General features: G+C 32.8%; 24 protein-coding genes and 1 pseudogene. 15 read left to right on the top strand and 10 right to left on the bottom strand.

What is annotated here, in order from left to right:
• Nucleotides 1-2: 2 nt before the first annotated feature.
• The 7 genes from AW729_RS10675 to AW729_RS10645 all read left to right on the top strand — a co-directional run bounded on the left by AW729_RS10675 (nt 3) and on the right by AW729_RS10645 (nt 6606).
• On the top strand, nt 3-569 hold the full coding sequence (locus AW729_RS10675; protein WP_112125105.1) for an aminodeoxychorismate/anthranilate synthase component II: 567 nt from the start codon (nt 3-5) through the stop codon (nt 567-569).
• 9 nt (nt 570-578) lie between these two features.
• Nucleotides 579-1370, top strand: coding sequence for an indole-3-glycerol-phosphate synthase (locus AW729_RS10670; protein WP_112125104.1), 792 nt, complete (start codon nt 579-581; stop codon nt 1368-1370).
• Between the two features lie 41 nt (nt 1371-1411).
• A complete protein-coding gene (locus AW729_RS10665) occupies nt 1412-2089 on the top strand; it encodes a phosphoribosylanthranilate isomerase (protein WP_162685907.1) in 678 nt (225 codons plus the stop codon).
• 63 nt (nt 2090-2152) lie between these two features.
• Nucleotides 2153-3334, top strand: a complete 1182-nt coding sequence (trpB, locus tag AW729_RS10660; RefSeq protein ID WP_112125102.1) for a tryptophan synthase subunit beta — start codon at nt 2153-2155, stop codon at nt 3332-3334.
• Nucleotides 3331-4146, top strand: a complete 816-nt coding sequence (trpA, locus tag AW729_RS10655; protein ID WP_112125101.1) for a tryptophan synthase subunit alpha — start codon at nt 3331-3333, stop codon at nt 4144-4146. The genes trpB and trpA overlap by 4 nt, the downstream gene beginning before the upstream one ends.
• On the top strand, nt 4143-5192 hold the full coding sequence (gene trpD / locus AW729_RS10650; RefSeq protein WP_112125100.1) for an anthranilate phosphoribosyltransferase: 1050 nt from the start codon (nt 4143-4145) through the stop codon (nt 5190-5192). Before trpA ends, trpD begins: the two co-directional genes overlap by 4 nt.
• A gap of 106 nt (nt 5193-5298) precedes the next feature.
• Nucleotides 5299-6606, top strand: a complete 1308-nt coding sequence (locus AW729_RS10645) for an NAD(P)/FAD-dependent oxidoreductase (RefSeq protein WP_162685906.1) — start codon at nt 5299-5301, stop codon at nt 6604-6606.
• 115 nt (nt 6607-6721) lie between these two features.
• On the opposite strand, the gene AW729_RS10640 is transcribed toward AW729_RS10645, so the two are convergent.
• Nucleotides 6722-7777 carry a glycosyltransferase family 1 protein gene (locus AW729_RS10640; RefSeq protein ID WP_112125098.1) on the bottom strand — a complete coding sequence of 352 codons (1056 nt, stop codon included), beginning with the start codon at nt 7775-7777 and terminating at the stop codon, nt 6722-6724.
• Nucleotides 7778-7994: 217 nt separating this feature from the next.
• Nucleotides 7995-8228 (bottom strand): ferredoxin, encoded by a 234-nt coding sequence (locus AW729_RS10635; protein WP_112125097.1) that lies wholly within the window; start codon nt 8226-8228, stop codon nt 7995-7997.
• Nucleotides 8229-8764: 536 nt separating this feature from the next.
• Between AW729_RS10635 and AW729_RS10630 the strand changes: the two genes are divergently transcribed.
• Entirely contained in the window at nt 8765-9793 is a 1029-nt protein-coding gene (locus AW729_RS10630) for a uroporphyrinogen decarboxylase family protein (protein WP_112125096.1), read from the top strand.
• Between the two features lie 119 nt (nt 9794-9912).
• Here the strand turns inward: AW729_RS10630 and AW729_RS10625 are convergent, their stop codons facing one another.
• The 4 genes from AW729_RS10625 to AW729_RS10610 form a co-directional block, all read right to left on the bottom strand.
• A complete protein-coding gene (locus AW729_RS10625) occupies nt 9913-10716 on the bottom strand; it encodes a transposase (protein ID WP_112125095.1) in 804 nt (267 codons plus the stop codon).
• A gap of 4 nt (nt 10717-10720) precedes the next feature.
• The gene (locus AW729_RS10620; protein ID WP_112125094.1) at nt 10721-11353 is read right to left on the bottom strand and encodes a hypothetical protein; all 633 of its coding nucleotides are present in this window, start codon (nt 11351-11353) and stop codon (nt 10721-10723) included.
• A gap of 34 nt (nt 11354-11387) precedes the next feature.
• Nucleotides 11388-11690, bottom strand: coding sequence for a transposase (locus AW729_RS10615; protein ID WP_162685905.1), 303 nt, complete (start codon nt 11688-11690; stop codon nt 11388-11390).
• Nucleotides 11691-12242: 552 nt separating this feature from the next.
• Nucleotides 12243-12428 carry a hypothetical protein gene (locus tag AW729_RS10610; protein ID WP_112125092.1) on the bottom strand — a complete coding sequence of 62 codons (186 nt, stop codon included), beginning with the start codon at nt 12426-12428 and terminating at the stop codon, nt 12243-12245.
• Nucleotides 12429-12877: 449 nt separating this feature from the next.
• Here AW729_RS10610 and AW729_RS10605 point away from each other — a divergent pair, with 449 nt between their 5' ends.
• The 3 genes and pseudogenes from AW729_RS10605 to AW729_RS10595 all read left to right on the top strand — a co-directional run.
• The gene (locus AW729_RS10605; RefSeq protein WP_162685904.1) at nt 12878-13144 is read left to right on the top strand and encodes a hypothetical protein; all 267 of its coding nucleotides are present in this window, start codon (nt 12878-12880) and stop codon (nt 13142-13144) included.
• Between the two features lie 618 nt (nt 13145-13762).
• On the top strand, nt 13763-14068 hold the full coding sequence (locus tag AW729_RS10600) for a nucleotidyltransferase domain-containing protein (protein ID WP_112125090.1): 306 nt from the start codon (nt 13763-13765) through the stop codon (nt 14066-14068).
• A gap of 46 nt (nt 14069-14114) precedes the next feature.
• A pseudogene (locus AW729_RS10595) lies at nt 14115-14426 on the top strand (HEPN domain-containing protein); the annotation flags it as partial.
• 136 nt (nt 14427-14562) lie between these two features.
• Here AW729_RS10595 and AW729_RS10590 read toward each other — a convergent pair.
• The 4 genes from AW729_RS10590 to AW729_RS10575 all read right to left on the bottom strand — a co-directional run bounded on the left by AW729_RS10590 (nt 14563) and on the right by AW729_RS10575 (nt 20273).
• Nucleotides 14563-16299: an IS1182 family transposase gene (locus AW729_RS10590; RefSeq protein WP_257791386.1), complete on the bottom strand. Its 1737-nt coding sequence runs from the start codon at nt 16297-16299 to the stop codon at nt 14563-14565.
• Nucleotides 16300-16601: 302 nt separating this feature from the next.
• Complete coding sequence (locus tag AW729_RS10585; protein WP_112125087.1) at nt 16602-17519, bottom strand: cell wall biosynthesis protein; 918 nt, start codon at nt 17517-17519, stop codon at nt 16602-16604.
• A gap of 369 nt (nt 17520-17888) precedes the next feature.
• Nucleotides 17889-19001, bottom strand: a complete 1113-nt coding sequence (locus AW729_RS10580; RefSeq protein ID WP_112125086.1) for an RNA-guided endonuclease TnpB family protein — start codon at nt 18999-19001, stop codon at nt 17889-17891.
• Nucleotides 19002-19217: 216 nt separating this feature from the next.
• Nucleotides 19218-20273, bottom strand: a complete 1056-nt coding sequence (locus AW729_RS10575) for an mRNA surveillance protein pelota (protein ID WP_112125085.1) — start codon at nt 20271-20273, stop codon at nt 19218-19220.
• A gap of 138 nt (nt 20274-20411) precedes the next feature.
• Here AW729_RS10575 and AW729_RS10570 point away from each other — a divergent pair, with 138 nt between their 5' ends.
• The 4 genes from AW729_RS10570 to AW729_RS10555 all read left to right on the top strand — a co-directional run bounded on the left by AW729_RS10570 (nt 20412) and on the right by AW729_RS10555 (nt 25717).
• Nucleotides 20412-20720 carry a hypothetical protein gene (locus AW729_RS10570; protein WP_112125084.1) on the top strand — a complete coding sequence of 103 codons (309 nt, stop codon included), beginning with the start codon at nt 20412-20414 and terminating at the stop codon, nt 20718-20720.
• Between the two features lie 54 nt (nt 20721-20774).
• The gene (locus AW729_RS10565) at nt 20775-22100 is read left to right on the top strand and encodes a prephenate dehydrogenase (RefSeq protein WP_112125083.1); all 1326 of its coding nucleotides are present in this window, start codon (nt 20775-20777) and stop codon (nt 22098-22100) included.
• Between the two features lie 316 nt (nt 22101-22416).
• Nucleotides 22417-24603, top strand: coding sequence for a CDC48 family AAA ATPase (locus AW729_RS10560; protein ID WP_112125082.1), 2187 nt, complete (start codon nt 22417-22419; stop codon nt 24601-24603).
• A 418-nt stretch (nt 24604-25021) separates the two neighbouring features.
• A complete protein-coding gene (locus AW729_RS10555; protein ID WP_112125081.1) occupies nt 25022-25717 on the top strand; it encodes a transposase in 696 nt (231 codons plus the stop codon).
• The last annotated feature ends 5 nt before the right edge of the window (nt 25718-25722 follow it).

Below are 25722 nucleotides of genomic sequence, written 5' to 3'. Positions count from 1 at the left end.
GAATGATATTGCTATTGGATAACTATGACTCATTCACATATAACCTATACCAAATTCTCAAAGAGTATGATGAGGATGTCATCGTTAAACGAAATGATAAAATCACCATTGATGAGATTAAAATTATTAATCCAGACCATATCATAATATCACCGGGTCCAGGATGTCCAACAAACAGGAAAGACTTCGGTATTTGTAGTGATGTGATAAAAGAGTTTAAACATACACCAATATTGGGGGTTTGTCTAGGAAATCAAGGAATATATCATACATATGGCGGATTGATTAAAAAAAGTATTCCAGTACATGGAAAAAAAGATGAAATATATCATGTGGATTCACCATTATTTAAGGATGTTCCTGAAAGATTTGAAATAATTAGATATCACTCATTAATATGTGATGAAAGTATGATACCCGATGACATAAAAGTCACGTCCTACACCGATGACAAGATAATCATGTCCATAGAACACAAAAAATATCCTGCATATGGAGTGCAATTCCATCCGGAATCTATTGGAAGCGATTATGGCCATAAAATTATTGAAAACTTCTTAGAACTATGAGGTGTTTAAATGAATAAAGTCGAAGAAATCATAGCCAACAATAAAAAGATTGTTGAAGAGTCTAAGAAGAAAATTCCAACAGAGATTCTGAAAAACAATGCCTTCGATTACCGATCAACAATTTCATCAAAGTATGACTTTCAAGATATGTTAAATAAAAACAGATGTAACTTAATCTGTGAATATAAAGTGGCCAGCCCATCAAGAGGCCCTATCAGTAATTTGAGTCTTGGAGATATAATAGGAATATATGAAAAAACCCCTGTTGATGCAATAAGCATACTTACCGAGAATTTATACTTCAACAGTAATCTGAAGAATTTGAAAGATGCTAAGAAATATACTTCCAAAGCATTATTACGTAAGGACTTCATTATTGATGAATACATGATATATGAAGCTGCCGTCAATGATGCAAGTTGCGTATTATTAATTGAAGGAATATGTCCGGATATCGAAGGGTATCTTAACATATGCCATGAATTGGGAATGGACGCCATTGTCGAATGTCATAGCATCAGGGACATATTGAACATTGAAGAATATGACCCACCGATTATTGGTGTGAATAACAGAAACCTAAAAAATTTTAGTATTAACCTAGAAACGACAAAAAAATTAAAAGAATACGTTCCAAATTATATGATTTCAGAAAGTGGAGTAAATAACACAGATGATGCAAAACAGTTGAAAGATTATGGTGCCGATGGAATACTGATAGGAAGTAGTGTTTTAGAAAGTAATGACAAAGAAATTATTTCATCATATATACACAATTTACACCGGGCATTAGAAAATTAATCAAAAGACAAAGAAGAATTAATAAGAGGAGAATGGTTTTTATGGATATGAAGGTAAAAATTTGCGGTATAACAAACAGGAATGACCTCAAAAAGATTGAAAAATTAGATTATGACAAGGTAGGTTTTATCAATATAGAACGATCAAAGAGAAACGTTTCAATGAACAGAATCAATCAACTTGAACAAGAATTAAACTATAAACGTTCATCCACCTTGGTAATTGAACCGGACAATGCATATGATGTAATTTTAAAAAGCAACAGGCTGAAAATATATAACATTCAGCTACACAGCCTCAGCAGTTTTGACATCCGATACATCAAGTGGATTAATCAATATCATAACTTTGAAAATATAAACATTACACGGGCAATTGGCCTTAAAGATAAAATTGACAAATCCAAGAAAAGGGAATTGATGGACTTTTCAACCAAATGCGACAATATCCTACTTGATTATGTTAAGGATGGTCTTACCGGTGGTACAAATACACAAATACCAATAGATACTGCAATTAAAGCATCTAAAATCATAAAAAAGGCAAATAATCATACAGAGGTATCTTTGGCTGGTGGATTAAATTATGAGTACCTGGAAAGTATTTATGACGAATTAAAATACTTCGACAGGATTGACTTGAATAGTGGAGTAGAATTTGAACCAGGATGTAAAAACATAACTGAGATAAAAAAGATTTTAAAATTATTCAATAATTGATTAGAAAGATGATAAAAGAAATTAAAAGCATTGAAGAGTACAAAAAATATATGGAGGAATAACATGAAATATGATGGAAAGTTTGGTAAATATGGCGGAGTATATGTACCTGAATTATTGATACCTGCAATAGAGGAGCTTGAAGAAGCATTTTATAAGTTTAAGGATAACAAAGAATTTACAAAAGAGTTAGATGAGTATTTATGTGAATTTGCAGGTAGACCTACGGGATTGTATTATGCTGAAAATTTATCCAAGAAACTGGGATGTAAGATCTATCTAAAACGTGAGGATATGCTTCATACAGGAGCACATAAGATAAACAATACAATCGGCCAAGGTTTACTGGCTAAGTACATGGGAAAGACTCAACTGATAGCTGAAACGGGTGCGGGACAGCATGGAATAGCAACTGCAGTTATTGGTGCAAAACTTGGCTTGGACGTTAAGGTATTTATGGGTTCAAAGGATGTTGAAAGACAGAAACTAAATGTGTTCAGAATGGAATTGTCCGGAGCAGAAGTCAATCCGGTAGATATCGGAAGTAAAACACTTAAAGATTCCATCAATGAAGCCTTCAGATATTGGATTTCAAATCTGGATACTACCCATTATCTGATAGGCACTACAATGGGTCCACATCCATATCCCAGCATGGTTAAATACTTCCAAAGTGTGATTGGAAAAGAGGCAAGAAAACAAATTATCGAAAAAGAGGGCAAACTACCCGATACGGTTATTGCCTGTGTTGGTGGTGGAAGTAATGCCATGGGAATATTTAGCGGATTTGTGGATGATGAATCGGTTGAACTGATTGGCGTTGAAGCTGGTGGAGAAGGAATAGATGGGTTAAATCATGGTGCTACAATAACAAAGGGTACTGATGGAATATTACATGGTTCGTTATCAATCATTCTGCAAAATGATGAAGGTCAGATTAGAAATACCAGCAGTGTATCTGCAGGTTTGGATTATCCTGGTGTAGGTCCGGAACATGCATATCTACATAGCATTGAACGTGCAAGATATGTTCCGATTACAAATGATGAAGCATTGGAAGCCTTTGAATTATTATGTAGGACAGAGGGAATCATACCGGCTCTTGAAAGTTCACATGCCATAGCGTATGCAGTTAAATATGCCAAAAAAGAGGAAAATAAGAACAAGACAATTATAGTAAACCTATCTGGTAGGGGAGATAAGGATATGTTTATCGTTGCAAAGGAATTGGGAGTGGAATTATGAGTAAAGTAAGTTACAGAGAAATGTTTGAAAGACTGGAAAAAAATAATGAAGGAGCGTTCATCCCATTTGTCGTTGCCGGGGACCCTGATTATAAAACTTCATTGAATATTGTTAAGAGATTAGTAGATAGCGGTGTTGATGCTTTGGAAATAGGTTTTCCATTCTCTGATCCGGTAGCAGATGGTGCCAGTGTTCAGGAAGCTGATATCAGGGCATTCGATAGTGGCATGACCATTGAAAAATGTTTTTCTTTTCTTGAAGAAGTAAGAGAATATACGTCAATTCCAATAGGATTACTGTTGTATTATAATATTGTTTATAAACATGGAATAGATGCATTTTATGAACGTTTAAGTAAATTGGACATCAATGCTGTTTTAATAGCTGATTTGCCACCTGAGGAAGCACAGGATGTTATTGATGCATCGAATAAGTACAACATCGAGGAGATTTTCATAGTTTCACAGACAACAAGTAATGAACGGTTAAAAAAGATTAGTGAAATTGTTGGTGGCTTTATATATGTTGCATCTGTTATGGGTACAACAGGTGTGAGAAAGGAAGTTGAACATAACACGAAAGAATTAATTAAAAGAATTAAAAGGAATACCGACCTTCACATATGTGTAGGTTTTGGTATATCAGAGGAAAAACACGTGAAAGAGGTATTGGATGCAGGCTCCGATGGGGCGATAGTTGGAAGTGCAATAATTAATATTATTAAAGAAAATTTAAATGATAACGAGAAAATATATGAGAAAATAACAAAGTATACGACAAGTATGAAGAATGCTACGAGGAGATTAGAATGATTTATGATGTTTTAGATGATATAATAGAAAATAGGAGAGATTTAACATATGATGAGTCCTATGAATGTATGAATGACTTGATTAGTGGGGACTACCCTGATAGTGTCATATCAAGTTTTCTGATAGCATTGAGAATGAAAAAGGAAAATGTTGATGAGATTACCGGTCTAACCCAGAGCATGAGAGACCATGCCATCAATATTGACTACTGTCCTGATGAATACCTGGTTGAAAGCTGTGGTACCGGTGGAGATACCCTAAAAACATTCAATGTCAGTACGGTATCCTCGATTGTTGCCAGTGCAGCCGGTGCTAAAATATCAAAGCATGGAAACAGAAGTGTCAGCAGCAGTTATGGTGGAGCGGATGCTCTTGAAGATTTGGGTGTTAATATTGAATTATCACCTGAGAAAGTTGTTAATTCATTGCAAGGCTGTAACTTTGCATTTATATTTGCACCGATGTATCATGAAGCCACTAAAAATGTTATGGCCATAAGAAAGGAATTGAAAACAAGAACCATATTCAATCTCATAGGTCCCATTACATGTCCGACACAGGTTACTGCCAGATTAACAGGACTATATGATCCAAATCTGGTAGAGGACATTGCACAGGTATCAATTAATCTTGGAGTAAAAAGGGGTATGATTGTTCATGGATTTGATGAACATGGAAATCCTGCAATGGATGAGATATCAAACATTGGAAAGACCAAAGTTGCATTCATAAATCATGGCAGAATTGATGTAAACTACATCACACCCGAGGATTTTGGCCTTGAATATTCAAACAGAGAAGACATCAAGGCACCATCCACCAGCAAAGGACATCTGGATGTCATAAATAACATATTGAATAATGTTACAACAACAAAAACCGATAAGGCACGTATGGACTTATGTCTTATGAATTCTGCAGCCATACTGTATGTGGCCAACAAGGTTTCTTCATTAAAAGAAGGTGTTGAATTGTCAAGAGAGGTTATTGAAAAGTCCATTGCTAAAAAACAATTGGAAAAAATTATCAGATATAGTAATGCTTAGTATAATAAACTTTCCATAAACTCTCCCCTTTTTTTCTAAAAAATATAATACTTTTTAATAACTATGTTAAACATAATTATTATCAATAAGACGAGCGATGATATATATGGAGAATATAGTGATTATTGGTGCTGGTCCTGCAGGCAGATTTGCTGCCATGGACGCGGCTGAAAAATCAAACAATGTAACTTTAATTGAAAAACGTCATATTGGTGGCAAATGTTTAAATCAAGCATGTATGGTTGTATGTGCATTGTCTGATGTGGCAAAGCACGTTGTTGAATCGGATAATTTCAACGAGTTGGGTCTTGTTGAATCTGAAGTGAATGTAAACTATGGCAATATAGCAAGTAAGATAAAGGAAACCCAAAAAAAGATTAGGCATGTTATAACCGCTGAAACAAAAGGTACTGGTGTAGAGTATGTAAGGGGTGAAGCATGTGTTGATGCTGATAGGAAGGTTGTGATAGTTGATGATGAGGATGAATACCACTATGACAAGTTATTGGTTTGTACCGGCTCATCACCACTTATTCCCGACATTCCTGGTGTTGAAAATGCGTATACCTATAAGGATACTTTGAAGTTTAAAGAGATACCTGAAAAATTAGTTATTATCGGTGGAGGTTCAACTGCAGCGGAATATGCAAATATATTCTCAAGCTTCGGCAGTCAAGTCGACATTTTATGCAGAAGTAGCTTCCTTAAAATGCTAAGTGATAGTGAAGCTGAAGAGTATATTGTAGCTAACTTGCTTAAAAATACAATAGTTCATGAAAACGTAGAAATAAAAGAGATTACAGATAGGTCAGTTATTACAAATTATGGAGAAATTGAAGGTACAGTTCTTTTGGCTGCGGGGGTAACACCGAACTCGGATATTGTAAAGGACATTGTGGATGTTGATGATGATGGACATATCATAGTAGACAGCCACATGCAAACATCCAACCCGGACATATATGCAGCAGGTGATGTGATTGGCGGTTTATTGTCCACACCAGTATCACGAATGGAGGGAATGGTAGCCATCAACAATATAATGGGAAATGATGTGGAAGCGGATTATTCATTAATACCACTTACAATAACATTAAACTACGATGTTAGTTACATTAAGGGAGATAAAGTCAATAATAATGGAAAAGAATTGACGCTTCCCGCTGCTGCCGGTCCAAGTTCATTTTGGAATATGTTAACGGGAAAAACGGGAATAACCAAAGAAAACATTGACATTCAAAGTGGTAAAATAAATAACGTACTTGCCATTACCCCATCATCAAACATTGCCCTGCCATATATGATTAAGATTATGAAGGACAAAAATGATGATGACTTCAGCAATTTCCTTGAAATACATCCAACAACCGATGGAATCTTCAAGTTAGCCCAGTACTATAAAAGGTACATGTAGTATTCGACCTTTGACAAAATATTTAAAAAGACGGCAATAACTATTCCTATTAAAAAAGACTGTTTGAGAATTAAAAATTAAAAAAAGAATAATGAGTTTTTAAAAACTCTTTTAACTATTTTTTCATATGTTTTTTTATGAAATCACACATTTCATTTGGGGCATTCAACAAATCATCCGAATATTTTCCGGCTGCCTCTTTCATTGATTGCTTATTATCCAATGCTTTAAGAACAACATCAGTTATGTTGTCAACATTACTTTCCAGTACGGCTCCTTCAAATACACTTGCCAGGTTATGATAACGTCCATACTTTACGCCCAACACCACAACCACCGGTATTTGACAGGCCATGGTCTCATGCAATGTTAATCCATCATCAGTGATAACCGCCAAATCAATCAGGTCATATAAATCGGCGATATAATTGATATACCCAAGGTTAATTATATTTGGATAATCTATGATATCATTCAACTCCTCTTTTAATGGATCGCCTATTACGAATATGTTATAATCATCAGTTTCTTCTGCAAATTTACGTGCGGCCTTTGCCATATCGTCAAATAATGTTGAACCTGACGCAAAGAGTATTGAATCCTTTGAAACATCAAATGCTGAGGGTAATTTATCAATTATGTTCTCTTTATTGCCCCCCATTATGTCCAAGTTAATTGGAGAATATATTTTTTTAACTTCATACTTTGAGGAAGAATCTTTGGGATTAGAGTATTCCGGTGATTCCGGAAGCATTAATGTCGGATTAAGTTTCATGGATATTGAGGTATCCGTTGGTGTACTGACCATTGTCACTGCTGGAACTCGAGCCAGTTTAGCAGAAAGAGCACCGATGATTGCACCTCCACCAACAACTCCAACTACCCCATCAGCCTTTTCTTTTCGTATTAATAATGAACCCCTTATTGATGCCATGAGTGATTTTATTGCTGCTTTTAATAATTTGATTTTGGAAGCTGCATGGCCTCCGGCATTTGGTATTGGTGAGGTTAACCATGGAATATTTCGTTTTTTAAAGTAGTAACCTGGAGATTTTGGATCCAATACTATTTCAGAATCAATACCATTCTGTTTCAAGTATTTTTTTACGTTATATGCAATCAATGCATCTCCACCAATACCTCTTCCTGTGACAAAAATCAATAATTTCATTAAATTCCCTTCCTGAAAAAATTATAATATCTTATAATTTATAGATATTAGATATTTTGTATGAAATTATTATTAAGTTTTGGGAAAAAAAATAAGCAGGTGCAAGATATTCTTGGCAAATAATTAGTTTGAAAATAGATTGTAAGAATAATAATTAAACTTTATACTAAAAAAATAGGGGATACTCAAAAGTGATGAAGGTGGAAGATGGATATATTTATACTGGATTTCCTTCCTCATCATAAACTTCTATACATTCACCAGAACAGTTTTCGGCAGCTTCTGTATAGACTTCAATATCATCGATTTCCAATTCGTCAACATCTCCGTCCCTATTTGAACCCACGATTGTTGCCCTGTCATCATCATCAAATGTAAATAGTGTTTCGTCTAAATCGACACAATTTCCACACATTACACAATCTTCTCTTTCTAAAACAACTTCATACATAAAATCACTCCTAACTCTATAGTAGATAGAAATAGTATAATAGCATAACTATATAAATGTTTTGTTTTTTAGTTATGTCTAAAGTACCTATTTTAAATACATCTTGAAAATGATATTCGTTAAGTTTAATAGATTACAGTAAATGATTAAATAATAACTTCAGCATAATGTTCTTAAGTGAATTTTATGAAAGGGTTTATTGACACGCCGATTGCACATAATGAAAATGCGTAACTGTCATTATTATTTCTCCAAAACAATATCATTATCAAATCATGATTTTATAACTGACATATACATTGCAGATTCAAATAATTATTTTAAAACAAGGCGGTTCAATATATCTCATTTTTAGTGTGAGCATATACTAAGATTGTAAGACATTCAATGATTTAATGACACATTACTTCAAGAATTATGATGGAAATTTATTTCATAATTGTTGCCAAATTGTCAAAGTCAAAAAAAATATTTAACAATACCGATAAAAGTATAAATAAAGATTTTTAAGACAACAAAATTACCAAGGTGTTCCCATGAATATGAAAGATAATTTGATAAATGCTTTAAATGGAAAGGATTGTGAAAAAACACCCGTTACGGCCTTTCCATCAGTACTGACAACAGAACTACTTTCCAAGGCCAATACAAATTTTAATGAGGCTTGCCATGATGCGGAAAAAATGGCCGAAGTGGCCGGTTTGGTCTATGAGTATACTCAACTTGAAGGAATAACAGTACCCCTTGATTTATGGTTTGAATCAGAATCCGTGGGCCACTTTTTCAAAAGACAGGAAGGATCTCTTGCCCCTGTAATAAGCAAATCCCCCTTTGACATGCCTGAAGACGTTGAACTTCCGGATGATTTCATTAATCTGGGCCAGTTTCCAGTTATAGAAAAAGCCGTGGAGATTATTCATGAAAGATATGATGATAAAGATGTACCGATTATAGGAGAAATTACAAGTGCTTTTACATTACTGACCGATTTGGTGGATTTGGGCAAAATAATCAAAATGCTGAACTCAGATTACTTTGATATTGAGGATGCACTTGAAGAAATTAACAGTAAACTGGTAGAGGAAGTGAAATTTTATCAGGATATCGGCGTTGACTGCATAGTCGTCAACGATCCCAGTTCAACAACAAACATTGTAAAACCCAATCTGTTTGTTGATTTGATTCAGCCATATCTTGTCGAGTTATCAGACTCCATGGATGTTCCAGGAGTATTGCATATTTGTGGTGATACAAATCCCAACATAGAAAATATGCTTTCATGTGGATATGAAGGCCTAAGCATATCCCAGGAGGTAGATATTAGCTATACAAGGGAAATTAAAGAGAAAATAGGTAGTAAAACAGCCATTTGTGGAAATTTGGCCATCGGCGAAACTTTGCTTATGAAAAATGAGGAACAAATCAAGGAAGAATCAGCAAAATGTCTTGATAAAATGGTGGATGTTTTAGGACCAGGATGCAATATTGCTTATGAGACACCTTTAAACAATATTAAGGCAATGGTCGATGCCAGAGATGAGTACTTTGAAAAAATAGAACAATAATGTAAATGTAGATTTAACAAAAAAAGTAAAGCGTTTTTGAGAGTGTTCAACAATTATGAGTATATAGTATACTTGTTCTTTGATGTTTATTTTATTATTTTAATATTTATTCTATTTTTTTAAGTTAGATCTATTAATATTTTATTTTTTGATTGTTCTTTAAGTTCTAGATTATGTATTTTCACTATGTTTTGTGCTGTTGCCATGAGTGTTTGTTGCATTTTTGCATTTTCCAGCCCTAATATGTGATATTGTCTGTATTTCAGGGCGTATTTGTTGTATGCGAATCGTGGTTCTACCATTGGCATTCGTTTTTTGTATTGTTTTTGTCCATGTGGTGTTTCAAACTTATAGGCCAGTAATTCTTTGGCTTGGCTGGTGTAGTCTGTGAGTACTTTTCCTGTCATTTTATTGGTTAAGCATATGTTTTTTGAAGGGCATTTGCTGCATTCATGTGTGTAGTATATTATTCTGTCGTTGTATTTTCCAGGATAGACTTGTTGTACTGGTAATACTTTGTTTTCTGGGCAGATGTAGCAGTAGTTTTCTTCATCTTTTATCATGTTGTGTTTTGAAAATCCATCTTTATTGTTGTTTTGTTTTTGGCTTTTTCTTTTTAGGCAATCTTTTTGTTGAGTTGCTTGTTGTTTGTTGGGGATTAAAATTGAATATTTTCCTTCATCGTATATGTTATGTATTGTTTGATTAGTAGAATAGCCATTATCTGCGAGTATATCCGTGTTTTGTATTATTTGTTCTGATTCCTCTTGTGATATGTTTAATGCGTTTTGTAAAGTTTCTTGTGTTTTTTCTATCATGGGTATTAATTGTTTTTGATCATTTGCATCTTGTGTTACATCTACTGCTATTATTAGTCCGTTTTTGTTGTCTACTGTTATTTGTTCGTTATATCCTGATTGCATTATTTTACTTGTTAGGACTTTTGCGTGCTTCAGGGTCTGTGTAATTTACTGTGTTTTTACCACTTTTTTCTAGTTCTTCTTTGCATCTTTCTAATTTTTGTATTTGTTTATAGGCTGTTTCGGGGTGTTCTATTGCTTGTTTTAGTATTTGTTTTCCACAGAAGTTTAAATCATTTTCATCAATTAATTCATACATTTCTTCGTCAAATTTGCTTTCATCATGTTTCATGGTGCTTTTCATTGGCTTTTTACGATAAGTATCCAACGTTTCCTGATCTTCTTCAATTTCCTCATCAGATTCAGGATGTTCTATTTTCTTTATGCTTCGTGGTTTTTCATTAGATTTTACTTTGATATTTTTAGATTCTTTTAAAGCTTCTTTAATCCGTTCTTTATTATCATTATCGTTTTTAATGGTTTTATTTTGTCGATTTTCTAACGCTTTGTTCTCTTCTTCATCAGTTATGATTCCTTTGCGAATGATGTATAAAAGTTTTAAAACATCTTCATTGCTTAAATTATTGTATTTATTAGCATATGCCCTGGTTTTACTCCCATCAATACTAATGCTGTCAAAATCAATCAGATTACGATTATGTCCATAATTAATTGTTTCCAGGAAAACTTTTTCTATCAAATCATTGTGTTCACGTTTAAAAGCTGCAATAGTACTAAAAAACAGGAGTTTGAAATCCAGCTAAATACATAAATACAATATTTTCACGAACAATACGTTCCAACTTACGACTACTATGAATAGAATATATGGTGCCCAAAAGTATTATTCGTACCAGCATAGCGGCAGGATAAGCCTTTTGACCAGGAGTATCAACATATTGAAAATCAATTTCACTAAAATCAACACAATTCACAAGTTTCTCTATAAAAAAACAAACATGATCCTCAGGAATCAAAGTCCTAATATCTGTAGGTAACAAAAATGTTTGACCAATAGTATCTTCACGTAAAACCATAAATAACAAAACCATTAATAATCTTATTCTATATAATATATTTATAAAAGGTTATATTTAAATATACCTATAAAACAAAAACTATAATTCAAATATAAATCAAAATAAAAAAGTTATCAAAAAACAAAAATAGATAATAAAATAAATTAAAAATAAAGAGATTTAAAGTAATAAAAAATTACTCATTTTGGGAGAGTTGTCGCACACCCTCAAAATACTAGTTACTTTGAGTTTTTAGTATAAAATAATGTTTTGGTGATTGATCTCCTCTGATGAACTCTATTGCAATATCGTTTAAATCACTTTTCAGATTACAAGTCTTTATTTTTTTTTTTACATCACATATGCTTAAATGTATTATCAAATGATTCATTTATATGTGAATTAAATATAATGGAATAAATATATTTTTGGAGATACCTGATAGATAGTTAATATAAACTAATAACTTCTTGACACATATTCATCAGATTACCACCTAGTGAATTCAGGTACTTAATCTTTTTAAAAATTAAAAAAAATGGGAGGTTAAGGTGAATGCATACTTTAAGCTTAAATTACAGCCAAAACAGCATTACTATCCACTCTGTCTCCACTAGTCGGCATGTAAATAGCAGTAATGGTGTAGTCACCAGCCTTCATAGACTCCGGTATTGTATAGTTTACACTTACAGTACCGTTAGCTAGCTTAGCGTACTCAACTTTGACGCTTAAGTCTTTAACAGTTTTACTGTACATTGAAGTCGAGTTTTACTTGTGTTTATCGTTTTTTTTCATTTATCATTGCAGTTAGTTGTATCCGTGAACAGGGTGTTGCTGTGATACTTCTGTTGTGAGTGTTGCTTCTTTTGATGCTATGTTCATTGTTGTTTTTTCGCTGATGAGTTTTTTCCCATTGTGTTAATCCTGTGTGTATTGCTATTTATTATTGTTTTCTATTTTTGTTCAGTCATTGGCAGTTCATGCTTTTCAATTATTTACAAGCCACATGCTACCTGATAGTGTTCATTAGTGTTGTATTCGGCCTAATTATCACCAAAATATTCCACATGACTATTTATTCAGTTGCAATGATTCATGATATTTCATTATCAAAAATATTATGTCTGGTGATATTGACGTTTCTGATAAAGTTTTGATAGCAATATTTATATAGTATACCAAGTATACTATTATTAGGTGTTAACATGATGACTAAAACTATCAAAATAAGTGTAAGTACACATAATGCTTTATCTGAATTAGCTTCTAAAAAAGATACTTTTAATGATGTGATAAATCGTTTAATAGATTATTATATAGAAAATGAAGAGTTTTCTGATGAAGAAGCCGAATTTTACAATAAAGAAATAGAAAATTTTGAAAGGGGAAACTTAAATAATGTTTCTGAAATAACATTAGAAGAATTGGATGAAAGAATAACATTACTAGAACAAGAGATTAAACATGACTGATAAATTATTTGAGCATAACAGAGCTAAAAAATTCCTCAAAAAGCATGAAAAAACAAAATTTGTATGAAAACTCTAAACATCAAAGCAATGATGAAAAACAACAAATTATCCTCCAAACTCTCAAAGGATAAGTATCAGCAAATTCATTAACAGGCTAAAATACAGGTCATCCTGGAATAAAAGAAACTTCATACAAACAGATTGATTTTACCCATCCAGTAAACTATTGCAGCATATGTGGTTACAAATTTAACGATTTAACTTTAGATAAAGAAATGGACTTGTCCCGATTGTAAAACCACCCATGACCGTGACGTCAACTCAAGCCATAAACATACTACAAGAAGGTTTAAACATACTTTCAAAAAAAAATACCATAACAATTAATTAAAAAGATACATATATATGTGAACCCACGGGACGTGGGGGATAGCTTGGTATACTTAATTTCCAAAAAAAACTTACAACCCAAGAATCTCCGTCTTCTACAAGAAGGAGAGGTTCAAGTAATATATTTAAATATGATGAAAATATACTAGTATATAATGAAGAATGAATATCATTTGTTATTTTAAAGGAATATGATGTTATATTATTAATGATTAGGAGGTAGTTTATTTGATTAATAGAATTAACTTAGCTAAACAATTTGCAGAAAAATTAAAATCTGAAGATATTACATTAATCATGTTATATGGTTCTGTTGCTCGAAGACAGGACACTCCTAACTCTGATATTGATATTCTAATTGTTTCGAAAAATGCTGATAAATTAAGATCTAAAGTAAATGAGTTAGCTGTTGATGTGATTCTTGATTGTGGGGAAGTTATATCACCACATTTAATGACAGAAGAACATTTTAATAAAACTAAGAATAATATGTTTTTATCCAATGTACTCAAAGAGGGTGTTGTTCTTGGATGATTGGACTGATGCTCTTAATGTGGCTAAGTAAAACTTAAGTTCCAGTAAAATGTTGTTTGAAAGAGAACACTATAGAGATTCTATTACTTTGTCTTATTATGCTATGCATTCATCAGCTATGGCATATTTTAATAAAAGAAATATATATACTAAAACACATGATGGAGTTTTAAGGAAATTATCAAAGTGTGTTAAGAAAGGCGTTTTCAGCAGGAAATGTTATGGCTATCTTTACGATGCTAGAGATATTAGAAATAAGTCAAGTTATGATTTTTCAGCTGTATTTTCCAGAGAATTAGCTGAAGAAATAATATGCAATGCTGAAGAATTTATTCAAGAAATTGAAAGTATATTATAACTCACTTTCATTATTGTTTTATATATAACATTAAAAATCTTTTTTTCTTTATTTTTGAGGGTGTGCGACAATTATTGGGTTTTTAGAATAATTGTTCCTTGACACTAATTTATTATTTTAATTTTTATTCTATTTTTTAAGTTAAATCTATTATTGTTTTATTGTTTTGTTGTTCTTTTAGTTCTATGTTGTGTATTTTTACTATGTTTTGTGCTGTGGCCATGAGTGTTTGTTGCATTTTTGCATTATTTAATCCTATTAAGTGATATTGTCTGTATTTTAGTGTGTATTTGTTGTATGCGAATCGTGGTTCTACCATTGGCATTCTCTTAGAGTATTGTTTCTCTCCTGCTGGTGTTTCGAAGTTATATGCTAGTAGTTCTTTGGCTTCGCTTGTGTAATCTGTTATTACTTTTCCCGTCATTTTATTTGTTAAGCATATGTCTTTGGAAGGACATTTACTGCATTCAGATGTGTAATAAATTATTCTATCATTGTATTTTCCAGGATAGACCTGTTGTACTGGTAGTATTTTGTTTTCAGGACATATGTAGCAGTAGTTTTCTTCGTCTTTTATCATGTTGTGTTTTGAAAATCCATCTTTTTTGTTGTGGTTCTGTTTTCTCTGACTTTTTCTTCTTAAGCAGTCTTTTTGTTTTGATGCTTGTTGCCTGTTGGGCATTAATATGTTGTAATGTTCTTCTTCATAGTTTTTATGTACTATTTCGTCTTTGTAGTATCCGTTGTCTGCCAGTATATCCATGTTGTGGATTAACTGTTCTGTTTCTTCAGTTGTGATGTTTAATGCTTCTTGAAGGTTGTTTTGTGTTTGTTCTATCATGGGCAATAGTTGGTTTTGATCGTTTGCGTCTTGTGTTACATCTACTGCTATTATGATTCCATTTTTGTTGTCTACTACAATTTGTTCATTATATCCTGTTTGCATGACTTGTTCTTTGTTAGGACTTTTTCTTGCCTCAGGGTCTGTGTAATTTACAGTGTTTTTACCACTTTTTTCAAGTTCTTCTTTGCATTTTTCTAATTTACGTACTTGTTTGTATGCTGTTTCTGGATGTTCTATTGCCTGTTTTAGTATCTGTTTTCCACAGAAGTTTAAATCATTATCATCAATTAATTCATACAATTCTTCATCAAATTTGCTTTCGTCATGTTTCATACTGTTTTTCATTGGTTTGCTACGAAAATCATCTAATAATTTCTGTTTTTCATCTTTTTCTTCCGGAATTATTTTCTTAACTGTTTGTGGTTTTTCATCCTGTTTTACTTTGATGTTACGTGATTCTTTTAACGCTTCTTTGATTTGTTCCTTTTTATCCTCTTCATTTTTAATGGTCTTGTTCTGACGATTTTCCAATGCTTTATTCTCTTCCACATCAGTAATGATTCCTTTTCTGATGATATGTAACAGTTTCAATACATCCTCATTAGTTAAGTTATTATATTTATTGGCATATGCCCGTGTTTTACTTCCATCAACACTTATACTATCCAAATCAATCAAATATTTATTGTGACCATAATTTATTGTTTCAAGAAATACTTTTTCAATTAAATCCTGATGGTCACGTTTAAAAGCAGCGATAGTGCTGAAAACAGGAGTTTGAAAACCGGCCAAATACATAAACACAATGTTCTCACGAACAATACGCTCCAACTTACGATTACTATGAATTGAATAAATAGTACCTAATATAATAATACGAACCAACATAGCAGCAGGATAAGCCTTCTGACCAGGAGTATCAACATACTGAAAATCAATTTCACTAAAATCCACACAATTCACAATCTTCTCAATAAAAAAACAAACATGATCCCCAGGAATCATAGTTCTAATATCCGTAGGTAACAAAAAAGTCTAACCAATAGTATCATCACGCAAAACCATAAATAACAAAACCATTAATAATATTATTCTATATAATATATTTATTCAAGGTTATATATAAATATACCTATTAAATAACAGTTATAATAAAATTAAAATTTAAAACAAAAATCATAACAAAAAATAAAAAAACATGACGAATAGAATTAAAAAATAAAGAATATTAAAGTTATAAAAAAATAGTATTTAATGAGAGTTGTTGCACACCCTCTTTTTAAACTAAAAAAAAATAAGAAAAAATTATTCATTTGAATAAAATGAATCGTTTAGTTAGATGTATTTTTAACCGGATTATAAACTAATCTTCTAGCACCCAGTGCAATTGCAAAGGAGTTTTTAATTGTTATTTGCTTATCTCCCAACAGTAATTTTCTAATTAAATCTCCTAATCCTCCACCGGTTAATACATCCATTACATAATCTCCAAATGTTGGATTTTGAATATCCAGATATCTTTCAAGATAATAATGTAACGTTTCTCTTCTTAAATATGCTATGATTATAGCAGTCATTAGGAATAGTATTAACATTATCAGGAATTCTACAGGATAGAACATTACTGGTGATACTGCTTTTGCAAGTGCTGCTGAAACTAATGCGAAACATACGCCAAGTGCAACACCGAAGGAATGGTTACCTATTTCTCCCATCATAATATATCCTGAGTAATCCTGTGATATGTAACCCAGACAGATTACAAATAGGAGTACCGGCAGATAGTATGATGGTGAATGCATCAATACCAATATTGTGAATGATACGGCAGACATTATCAATACAGCGATACATGCAACTCCCGGTTCCATGTCTGCGATATTGAATATTTGTACCATCAGTGCCACCAATATTGCTATTGGGCCCATTATATAATAACCCCATAGCATTACAATTATTATACCCAGACCACGCATTAGCTGTCCTACTTCAAGGTATGATGTTAACTTCTTACGTCCTATTATATCATCAATAAAGGCCGTTATCCCAATAATTGCAATTAGAATATTGTATGGTTTCGGAAACAGAAGAACCATTACTATAAATGGTGCTATTCCAACACCTTTTGGTATTCCACCTCGAATATCTTCGAATAAATTTCCTTTGATTTTTGTAAACAATACTGTAAATATTGTTGTTAAGATTAGAGTAAGTATTAATCCAATTATCCATAACATATATATTTCCATTTACTCACCCTTCATATTAATTAATGTAACAGCACATAACTTTTTTAACACTAGTCATTTTATTATTGAGGTAAGTACTGTTATCACTATATTATATTTTTGTTTATTATACATTTAAATATAATTATTTAATGGCTCTGTAGAAAACCTTGATTTGAGTGAAGTATGAGTAATAACTCAAATATAATTTTTTACAGAGGGAATATATTCTATTTCAATATTATCCTTTCTTCATCAATATACAATTCTCACTCATATTGAGTAATTGTATTTGTCATTTGATTCCGGCCTAATTGCCGCCAACGCAGCATAGTAAGTGGTACAGGCGATCCCCGGGAAACCCTCGGTTCATATAAATAAATATAGTAATCAATATTGTATTTGATTAATTATTTTTAATCCTTCCTGATGTATATTTTTAGCAGCATTAATGTCCCTATCATGTCTATTACCACATAGGGGGCATGTCCATGTTCGGTTGTTTAGTGTTAGGTCTTCTTTGTGGTATTTACAGTTGTTGCATGTTTTGCTGGATGGGTACCATTGGTCTATGTGTATTAGTTTTCGTCCGTGTTCGTATGCTTTTTGTTCTAGTATTCTGGTGAACATGTGCCATGATTTTTCTTGTATACTTCGTGATAGTCTGCTGTTTTTTAGCATGCCTTTAATGTTTAGTGTTTCCATAGAGATTACGTGATATTTTTCTGTTAATCGTTGTGCTATCTTATAGAAATGATAGTCTAGTATGTTATGTCTTTTTTCATATGCTAAGGCTATCTTCTTTTTGATTTTATTGTAGTTTTTGCTGCCAATTTCTTTTTTGGATAGTTTTCTTTGAAATCTTTGTATTTTCTTGTCTAATTGTATGATCTTGTTTTGTTGTGGGAAATGTATTATTTCGCCCGTGTTTATTGTGACAAAACGTGATATTCCCAAATCTATACCACAACTACGATCATTACTCTTAAAAACATGCCTTGTGACATCTTTACATAAAATAGAAACAAAATACTTACCGGATGCTTTTTGTTTAACAGTGACAGATTGTATTTTGCCGGATATCTTTTGATGTGTACGAAATCGTATCCAACCTACCTTGGGAAGACGAATACGTTTACCTTCAATTCTGATGTTGTTATTGATATTATTGGTTTTATAAGATTGTACCGGATTATACTTACTTTTATAGCGTGGATACTTGCTAAGGTGTTTAAAAAATCGGTCAAAAGCATTTTCTAAATTTTTCAACGATTCAATCAAAGCTTGTGAATCAACTCGTTTTAACCAAGTCTTAGACTTCTTCAACTCAGTCAACATAGTCGAACAATCATAAAAAGACAAATACTCTCCATTATCTGAGTATACAGTCTTTTTAGCATCCAGAAAAGTGTTAAAAACAAAACGGCAACAACCAAACTGATTAATAAAAAAACTCTCCTGAACCTCATCAGGATAAATACGAACAACAAAACTCTTATACATAACAACTATCTACACACCAAAAATAATAAAATATTAAATATATATAATAAAATATTACTAATGGTATAGTTAATAATTTTATTTAAAGTAGTATATAAATATTTTGATAAAAGTATTACTTTTAATTGTTTTTTCATAGGATTTCTACAGAGCTTATTTAATATTAAAGAAAAATAAAAAAATTCTTATGAAAAATTTAATCATTGCCTCCCATTATCATAGAGGATATCTTAAAAATGCGGCAATGGAACCCAATGCCTCCAATTGCTTTCCTCCATCGTGTTGACTGCTTATGATTTCAATGTTTCCACCCATATTCTCGGTAGTGTTCATTATCTTTTGTATATTGTCTTGTCTTACGAGTTCATCCACGACCAATAATTTTTCTACAGCTCCCATGTTGGCTGCATTTTCCACTTGTTTTATCCCATACGTGACGAGATTTGATGATTTTCCAATATTTTCCAGCAATTTGTTCACAAGTGATATTTCGGTTGCTATTTTTGCATCCTTTGTTAAGTTTTGTATTAGTCCATTTTTAAGCACTTCCTGGATTCCGGCATGTCCTCCTGCCCCCGTACTTTCCAGCACTGCATTTTTGGCTAAATCGGGATGTTTTTCATCCAGATAGTTGTAATAGTCATTTTTTGTAAATCCCGGGCCGATAATTATCAGTTTATTTACTGGCATGTGCTGGAGTATTAGTTTTGTTATATCCTCATAGTATTGCTTGATTTTTTCCTTTCTGTTTTTGTCGATGTTTTGCTTACCGCTGATATCCCCTATTATTGGACCTACATATTCTATCCCATATTGCTTTATTAATCCCAGTTCAGTATTATTGTCTTCTATCGCCACTATTATTTCATTTGCTCTTTTTGAAGCGTTAACTGCCTGGGTTAATCTATCAAGTGCCCATTTGTTCCATTTCTTCTGTATCTTCAGACTGTTGTTTACTTGCATGTTTATTGTGTGATGAGATCCCAACGGTATCAGATCTTCCGGCCCTGATTCTATTATTCCCGTAAATCTTAATGTTCCAGTGTATTTATGGAAGGATATCTTTTCTACCCGCAATCCCAGATAGAATGTTTTTTTCACTCCACGATCTGCCCTTGTCTTTCCGCTGTTTGTATCCTGAATTCTTCTGGTAGTTAATGTGGATATGTAATCGTTTATCTCTACGATGTGTGATAAATGCCATAAATCATCGAGCGTTTCGGGCACTACTTCAATTAATCCTATTTTTTTATCCTGATTTTTGATTTGCATATTGAATCCTCTATTCTTAATATATATCGTACAATCCATATAATTTTTAAGTAATAATCAATAACCAAAATAGTAATACTTTTATATTAATAAAAACATAAAATGTATTACAAATCAAACAGGTGAAAAAAAATAATTATGAACAAGCAACAAAAACAAAACTTAGTAAAAGCCGTAGAACAAGCGGCACCATGGGAAAAGATAAGAACAAACCTTGACGGAGTATACATAGTTAAGACACCAACCCATAATGACTGTCAAACTGTTTTCATAGAAGTAAATCCATCATTGAATGGGCAACCTACAAAAAGAAGAGGCGTGTATTTAAAAAATATTGATGAACTAAACTCTATAAGAAGAATATGTGAAAACGAAAAACTTGAAGAGCTGATAAATGTCGTCAACCAATATTATTCAAAGAAAGAACTCCCTACAATAGAAATATAAAAAAAGACAAACATAAATTATAAATAAAGAAAATAATGTAAGGATGGATAGAAAATGACAACGGCCAATCATAACATTACGGTTATAGGTGCAAGTAAAGGACTGGGTAAATGGATTGCCTGCAAATTAATTGAAGACAATTACAATGTTAAAATAACTAGTCGAGATAGAGAATATGGAGAGACTGTTGCAAGAGAAATAGGAGCCAGATATGAACAGGACAACATCAAGGCAGTAAGCGATGCCGAAATCATAGTATTCAGCGTACCTATCGAACATATGGTCAATACCATTAAAGAAGTGGCCCCACATGCTCCTAGTGGTTGTCTATTGGTGGATATTTGTTCTGTGAAGATGGATGTAACAGAAGCGTTGAATGAATATGCACCTTCAGACTGTGAAATATTGTCATGTCACCCCATGTTCGGGCCAAGAATTCCATCACTGGAAGGCCAGGTAATAATTATAACGCCGATTGAAAACAGGTGCGACACTTGGTACGATAAGGTCATAGGTTATTTCAAGGACAACCGTACCCAAATTGTCATTAGCAGTCCTGAAGAACATGACAAAACCATGAGCGTTGTTCAGGGTTTGACACACTTTTCATACATCAGCATAGCATCAACAATCAACAAGCTAAATATCAGCGTTAAGAAGTCAAGAGAATTTGCCAGTCCCGTTTATAGTTTAATGTTGGACATGATTAGCCGTATAGTTTCACAAAACCCATACCTTTACTATTCCATACAAAAATCAAATAAGATGACATCATTAGCACGTAATACACTTATAGAAGAAAGCATTAAGCTAGCCGAATATGTTGATGAGGATGATGTGGATTCCTTCGTGGACAATATGACCCAATCGGCAAAGCATTTGAATGAATTTGAAGATGCACTTGGACGATCGGATAAGGCCATAAGTGTTCTTACATACGAGGTGACATATCTTACAAAACAGATAGGAAAGGAAGTTTATCTTAAACATCAGTACTCACACAATGTTCATAGGGGTATTGTAAAAGAGGTTGATGCAAGGCATGTCATAATTGAAGAAAACAATAAGGAAGTCAGATTAAACTTATCCAACGTATTTATCCTTTTTGGTAAAGAATTAGAGAAATGGAAGAAGGAAAATTTAAAGCTGTACTCCTTTGACGTATCTGTGCTGTTGGATAACAGTTGTGATAGGGAGGTTCTTATTGATTTGATTGGAAAAATAGAGGAGGTTGTAAGTGTCAAGTTGATTGAGGAATATCATGGACCTCAAATTGAAGCGGGCAAGGTAAGCTTAACATTCAATTACACCACCTACAATAAAAAAGACAAGACCATTGTTGAAAAATATCTTAGAGGTATAGGTGGAAAAATTAGATAAAGCCTAATTTTACCCGGCAACTATTCATTCATTTTCTTTTTATCCATATATTTTTTATTAATTTTTTTAGAATTTATTAAGGTCCTTTCTTTTTATTTATAGATTTATACTTTTTTTCATAGCGTATTTTTAGAAAATAAATTTTTTTATTAATTTTCATATTTTAGTAACCTTTATATACTAAAAGATATAAACTTATAATTACAAAAAGTAAATAAAAGAAATCAAAAATATTAGCTGAAATAAATTATCAAAAAAACAGCTAAATAATCAAATTCATAATAATTATTCATAAAATTAAAAAGGAGGAAAAACTATGGAAAATGAATTAAAATTAAAAGTAGCAGAAGCATTTTCACAATCAGACATAGGTCGTTCTGTAGCAAGGCTAGACCCAAAATGCATGGAAGAACTAAACCTTAAAGATGGAGATGTTATAGAAATAGAAGGAAACAAAATCACAACAGCAAGTGTAATGGAATCCAAATCAGACATAAGTCTAGGAATACTAAGAATAGACAGCTACATCAGACGAAATGCGGGAACAAGCATAGGTGAAGAAGTAACAATAAGACCAGCACAAATCAAAGAAGCCAAAAAAGTAAAACTTGCACCAGTAGACCAGGAAATTGCAATACAGGGAAACCTTAACGGAGTATTCCTAAACAGAATCGTAAACAAAGGAGACATCATAGTAACCGGCATAAGAAAACCACAACCAAAACCAAATATGATGTTTGATGAAATTATCAACCAAATGATGTCCAACATGGCATCCATTGGAGAAATAAAATTAGCCGTAGTTAACACAAAACCATTAGGTCCTGTAAAAATCACAGACTCCACACAGATAGAAATGGAAACCAAACCAGTAGATCCAAGCAAATTCGAAGGAGCAGAAAACCTAATAGACGTATCATACGAAGACATCGGTGGATTAGAAAACGAAGTCAAAAAAATCAGAGAAATGGTTGAAATTCCACTGAAAAGACCAGAACTATTCAAACAACTAGGAATATCCGCACCAAAAGGAGTACTACTACACGGACCACCAGGAACAGGTAAAACATTACTTGCAAAAGCAGTGGCAAATGAAACCAATGCACATTTCATAGTAATAAACGGACCTGAAATAATGAGCAAATACGTCGGAGGTTCAGAAGAACAACTACGTGAATTATTCGAAGAAGCAGAAGAAAACAGCCCATCAATCATATTCATTGATGAACTAGATGCAATAGCACCAAAAAGAGCAGAAGTAACAGGCGATGTTGAAAGAAGAACAGTAGCACAACTTTTAACATTAATGGATGGACTAAAAAGCAGAGGTGAAGTGGTAGTTATCGGTGCAACCAACAGACCAGATGCAATCGATGAAGCACTAAGAAGACCTGGAAGATTCGACAGAGAAATAGAAATCGGAGTACCGGACAAAGATGAAAGAAAAGAGATCCTCGAAGTACACACCAGACGCATGCCACTTGATGAAGATGTGAACCTTGACGAACTAACCGAAGTAACCCACGGATTTGTAGGAGCAGACCTTGAAGCATTATGTAAAGAAGCCGCAATGAGAGTACTAAGAAGAATACTGCCTGAAGTACAGACAGACAAAGAAGTACCACAGGAAGTACTCGAAAAAATGGTACTGCACAAAAGTGACTTCAAAGATGCACTAAAAGAAATCCAGCCATCAGCACTAAGAGAAGTACTGGTACAAATACCAGATGTAACATGGGAAGATGTAGGCGGACTCGAATCAGCAAAACAGGAACTCAAGGAAGCAGTAGAATGGCCACTTAAAAATCCTGAAAAATTCAAAAAATTCGGTATCAGCCCACCAAAAGGAGTGATACTTACAGGTAGTCCGGGTACAGGTAAAACATTACTTGCAAAAGCAGTGGCAAACGAAAGTGATGCAAACTTCATCTCCGTAAAAGGACCGGAACTACTATCCAAATGGGTAGGAGACTCCGAAAAAGGAATAAGAGAAGTCTTCAGAAAAGCAAGACAAACCGCCCCAACAGTAATATTCTTCGATGAAATCGACTCAATCGCATCCACCAGAGGACTCAACAGTGACAGTGGAGTAACACAAAGAGTGGTAAACCAACTCTTAACAGAAATGGACGGTATGGAAGAGCTACATGACATATCAGTAATAGCAGCAACAAACCGTGTAGACATAATCGACCCGGCACTCCTAAGACCTGGAAGATTTGACAGACACGTCGAAGTGGGACTTCCAGACTTAGAATCCAGAATAGCAATATTCAAAGTACACACCAAAGACATCCCACTGGCAAGCGATGTGGACATCGAACAATTAGCTAAAAAAACAGAAGGATACGTTGGAGCAGACATCGAAGCGGTATGCCGTGAAGCTGTAATGCTAACCTTAAGAGAAGACATGGACGCAGAAGAAGTATACATGTCCGAATTCAACAAAGCAATGGAAAAAGTAAAACCCAAAAAAGATCAGGAACTAGTATCATATAGTTAAATATGATACATTCCACCCACTTTTAAAGCATAAAATCACCCCTTAAAATAAAATATTAAAAAACTCCAAAACTCCAATTAAAATACATGGGAAAAACTCCAAAAAATATATCAAAAGTTATTAAAAACTCCTAAAAAATAGAAATACCATAAAAAAGCCATATGTGTAAATGTTTAAAGCCTCCAAAAAATAAATAAACATTTTATTCACATCCAAAACGACACATATAACTATTTAAACACCAAAATTAAATCACATTATACCCTAAACATATAATGTACACCATAAAATAAAAATAGAAGACGTCTTCTATTTTATTTCTTTTTTTAATAAAAATTTAACTTCAAATTAACTTAGTTAACATCATTTGAATACATTAAATACAAAACAATAAAGAGGCGTTGAAAAAATCGAAGATATGAACATAACACCATCAGGAATATACTGTTATGACGAACAATACGTTTTCATCAATAAAAACTTATATCTACGATTAACCATCATTGATTATAAAAATAAACTCATAATTGCTGATGAATTAATAAGTAAAGAAGCATTCGATGATCAAACACTAGAAAACTTCTTTAAAGAACATTTAGAAAAATTACCATTAAAGGTTATAATAACTGATGGTAGAAAAGGATATAAAACAATAATAGAAGCAGTTGGAGCAATACAACACAGATGCTTCTTCCACATAATGCAAAACCTCATGACACCACTACAAAAACACAAAAACAAAATAGAACGAAGAATAAAAACATTAAACCAAAAAATCGAAGACAAAACAGAAAAAATAAAAGAAATACAAAACAACAAAAAGAAATACATCGGACCCATACCCCAAAGTGATAAAAAAACAAGAAGACAACACAATCAAATAAAAAAACTAGAACAAGATATTAAAAAGCACCACAAAGAAATCAAAGAAAAAACAAAAGAACTAAAAGAAATAAACTATAATCAAGAAAGAATACAAAAAATATGGGATTCAAAAACAATAAAACAAGCCCAACGCAGATACAACACATTATACAATCAAAAAAAACTACTTAAACCCCATAATAGCAAAATTCCTAGACAACATCAAACCAGACTTAGATGTAAATCCTAAATCAC

The sequence above is a fragment of the Methanosphaera sp. BMS genome, assembly GCF_003268005.1.
In the GTDB taxonomy this organism is placed as follows: Archaea; Methanobacteriota; Methanobacteria; order Methanobacteriales; family Methanobacteriaceae; genus Methanosphaera.
This window is presented reverse-complemented; position numbering and strand designations above follow the sequence as displayed.

Bases quoted from the DNA above. Each gene is read 5' to 3' on its own strand.
- AW729_RS10675 (WP_112125105.1), top strand. From the start codon at position 3: ATGATATTGCTATTGGATAACTATGACTCATTCACATATAACCTATAC.
- AW729_RS10670 (WP_112125104.1), top strand. From the start codon at position 579: ATGAATAAAGTCGAAGAAATCATAGCCAACAATAAAAAGATTGTTGAA.
- AW729_RS10665 (WP_162685907.1), top strand. From the start codon at position 1,412: ATGGATATGAAGGTAAAAATTTGCGGTATAACAAACAGGAATGACCTC.
- trpB (WP_112125102.1), top strand. From the start codon at position 2,153: ATGAAATATGATGGAAAGTTTGGTAAATATGGCGGAGTATATGTACCT.
- trpA (WP_112125101.1), top strand. From the start codon at position 3,331: ATGAGTAAAGTAAGTTACAGAGAAATGTTTGAAAGACTGGAAAAAAAT.
- trpD (WP_112125100.1), top strand. From the start codon at position 4,143: ATGATTTATGATGTTTTAGATGATATAATAGAAAATAGGAGAGATTTA.
- AW729_RS10645 (WP_162685906.1), top strand. From the start codon at position 5,299: ATGGAGAATATAGTGATTATTGGTGCTGGTCCTGCAGGCAGATTTGCT.
- AW729_RS10640 (WP_112125098.1), bottom strand. From the start codon at position 7,777: ATGAAATTATTGATTTTTGTCACAGGAAGAGGTATTGGTGGAGATGCA.
- AW729_RS10635 (WP_112125097.1), bottom strand. From the start codon at position 8,228: ATGTATGAAGTTGTTTTAGAAAGAGAAGATTGTGTAATGTGTGGAAAT.
- AW729_RS10630 (WP_112125096.1), top strand. From the start codon at position 8,765: ATGAATATGAAAGATAATTTGATAAATGCTTTAAATGGAAAGGATTGT.
- AW729_RS10625 (WP_112125095.1), bottom strand. From the start codon at position 10,716: ATGCAATCAGGATATAACGAACAAATAACAGTAGACAACAAAAACGGA.
- AW729_RS10615 (WP_162685905.1), bottom strand. From the start codon at position 11,690: ATGGTTTTACGTGAAGATACTATTGGTCAAACATTTTTGTTACCTACA.
- AW729_RS10610 (WP_112125092.1), bottom strand. From the start codon at position 12,428: ATGTACAGTAAAACTGTTAAAGACTTAAGCGTCAAAGTTGAGTACGCT.
- AW729_RS10605 (WP_162685904.1), top strand. From the start codon at position 12,878: ATGATGACTAAAACTATCAAAATAAGTGTAAGTACACATAATGCTTTA.
- AW729_RS10585 (WP_112125087.1), bottom strand. From the start codon at position 17,519: ATGGAAATATATATGTTATGGATAATTGGATTAATACTTACTCTAATC.
- AW729_RS10580 (WP_112125086.1), bottom strand. From the start codon at position 19,001: ATGTATAAGAGTTTTGTTGTTCGTATTTATCCTGATGAGGTTCAGGAG.
- AW729_RS10575 (WP_112125085.1), bottom strand. From the start codon at position 20,273: ATGCAAATCAAAAATCAGGATAAAAAAATAGGATTAATTGAAGTAGTG.
- AW729_RS10570 (WP_112125084.1), top strand. From the start codon at position 20,412: ATGAACAAGCAACAAAAACAAAACTTAGTAAAAGCCGTAGAACAAGCG.
- AW729_RS10565 (WP_112125083.1), top strand. From the start codon at position 20,775: ATGACAACGGCCAATCATAACATTACGGTTATAGGTGCAAGTAAAGGA.
- AW729_RS10560 (WP_112125082.1), top strand. From the start codon at position 22,417: ATGGAAAATGAATTAAAATTAAAAGTAGCAGAAGCATTTTCACAATCA.
- AW729_RS10555 (WP_112125081.1), top strand. From the start codon at position 25,022: ATGAACATAACACCATCAGGAATATACTGTTATGACGAACAATACGTT.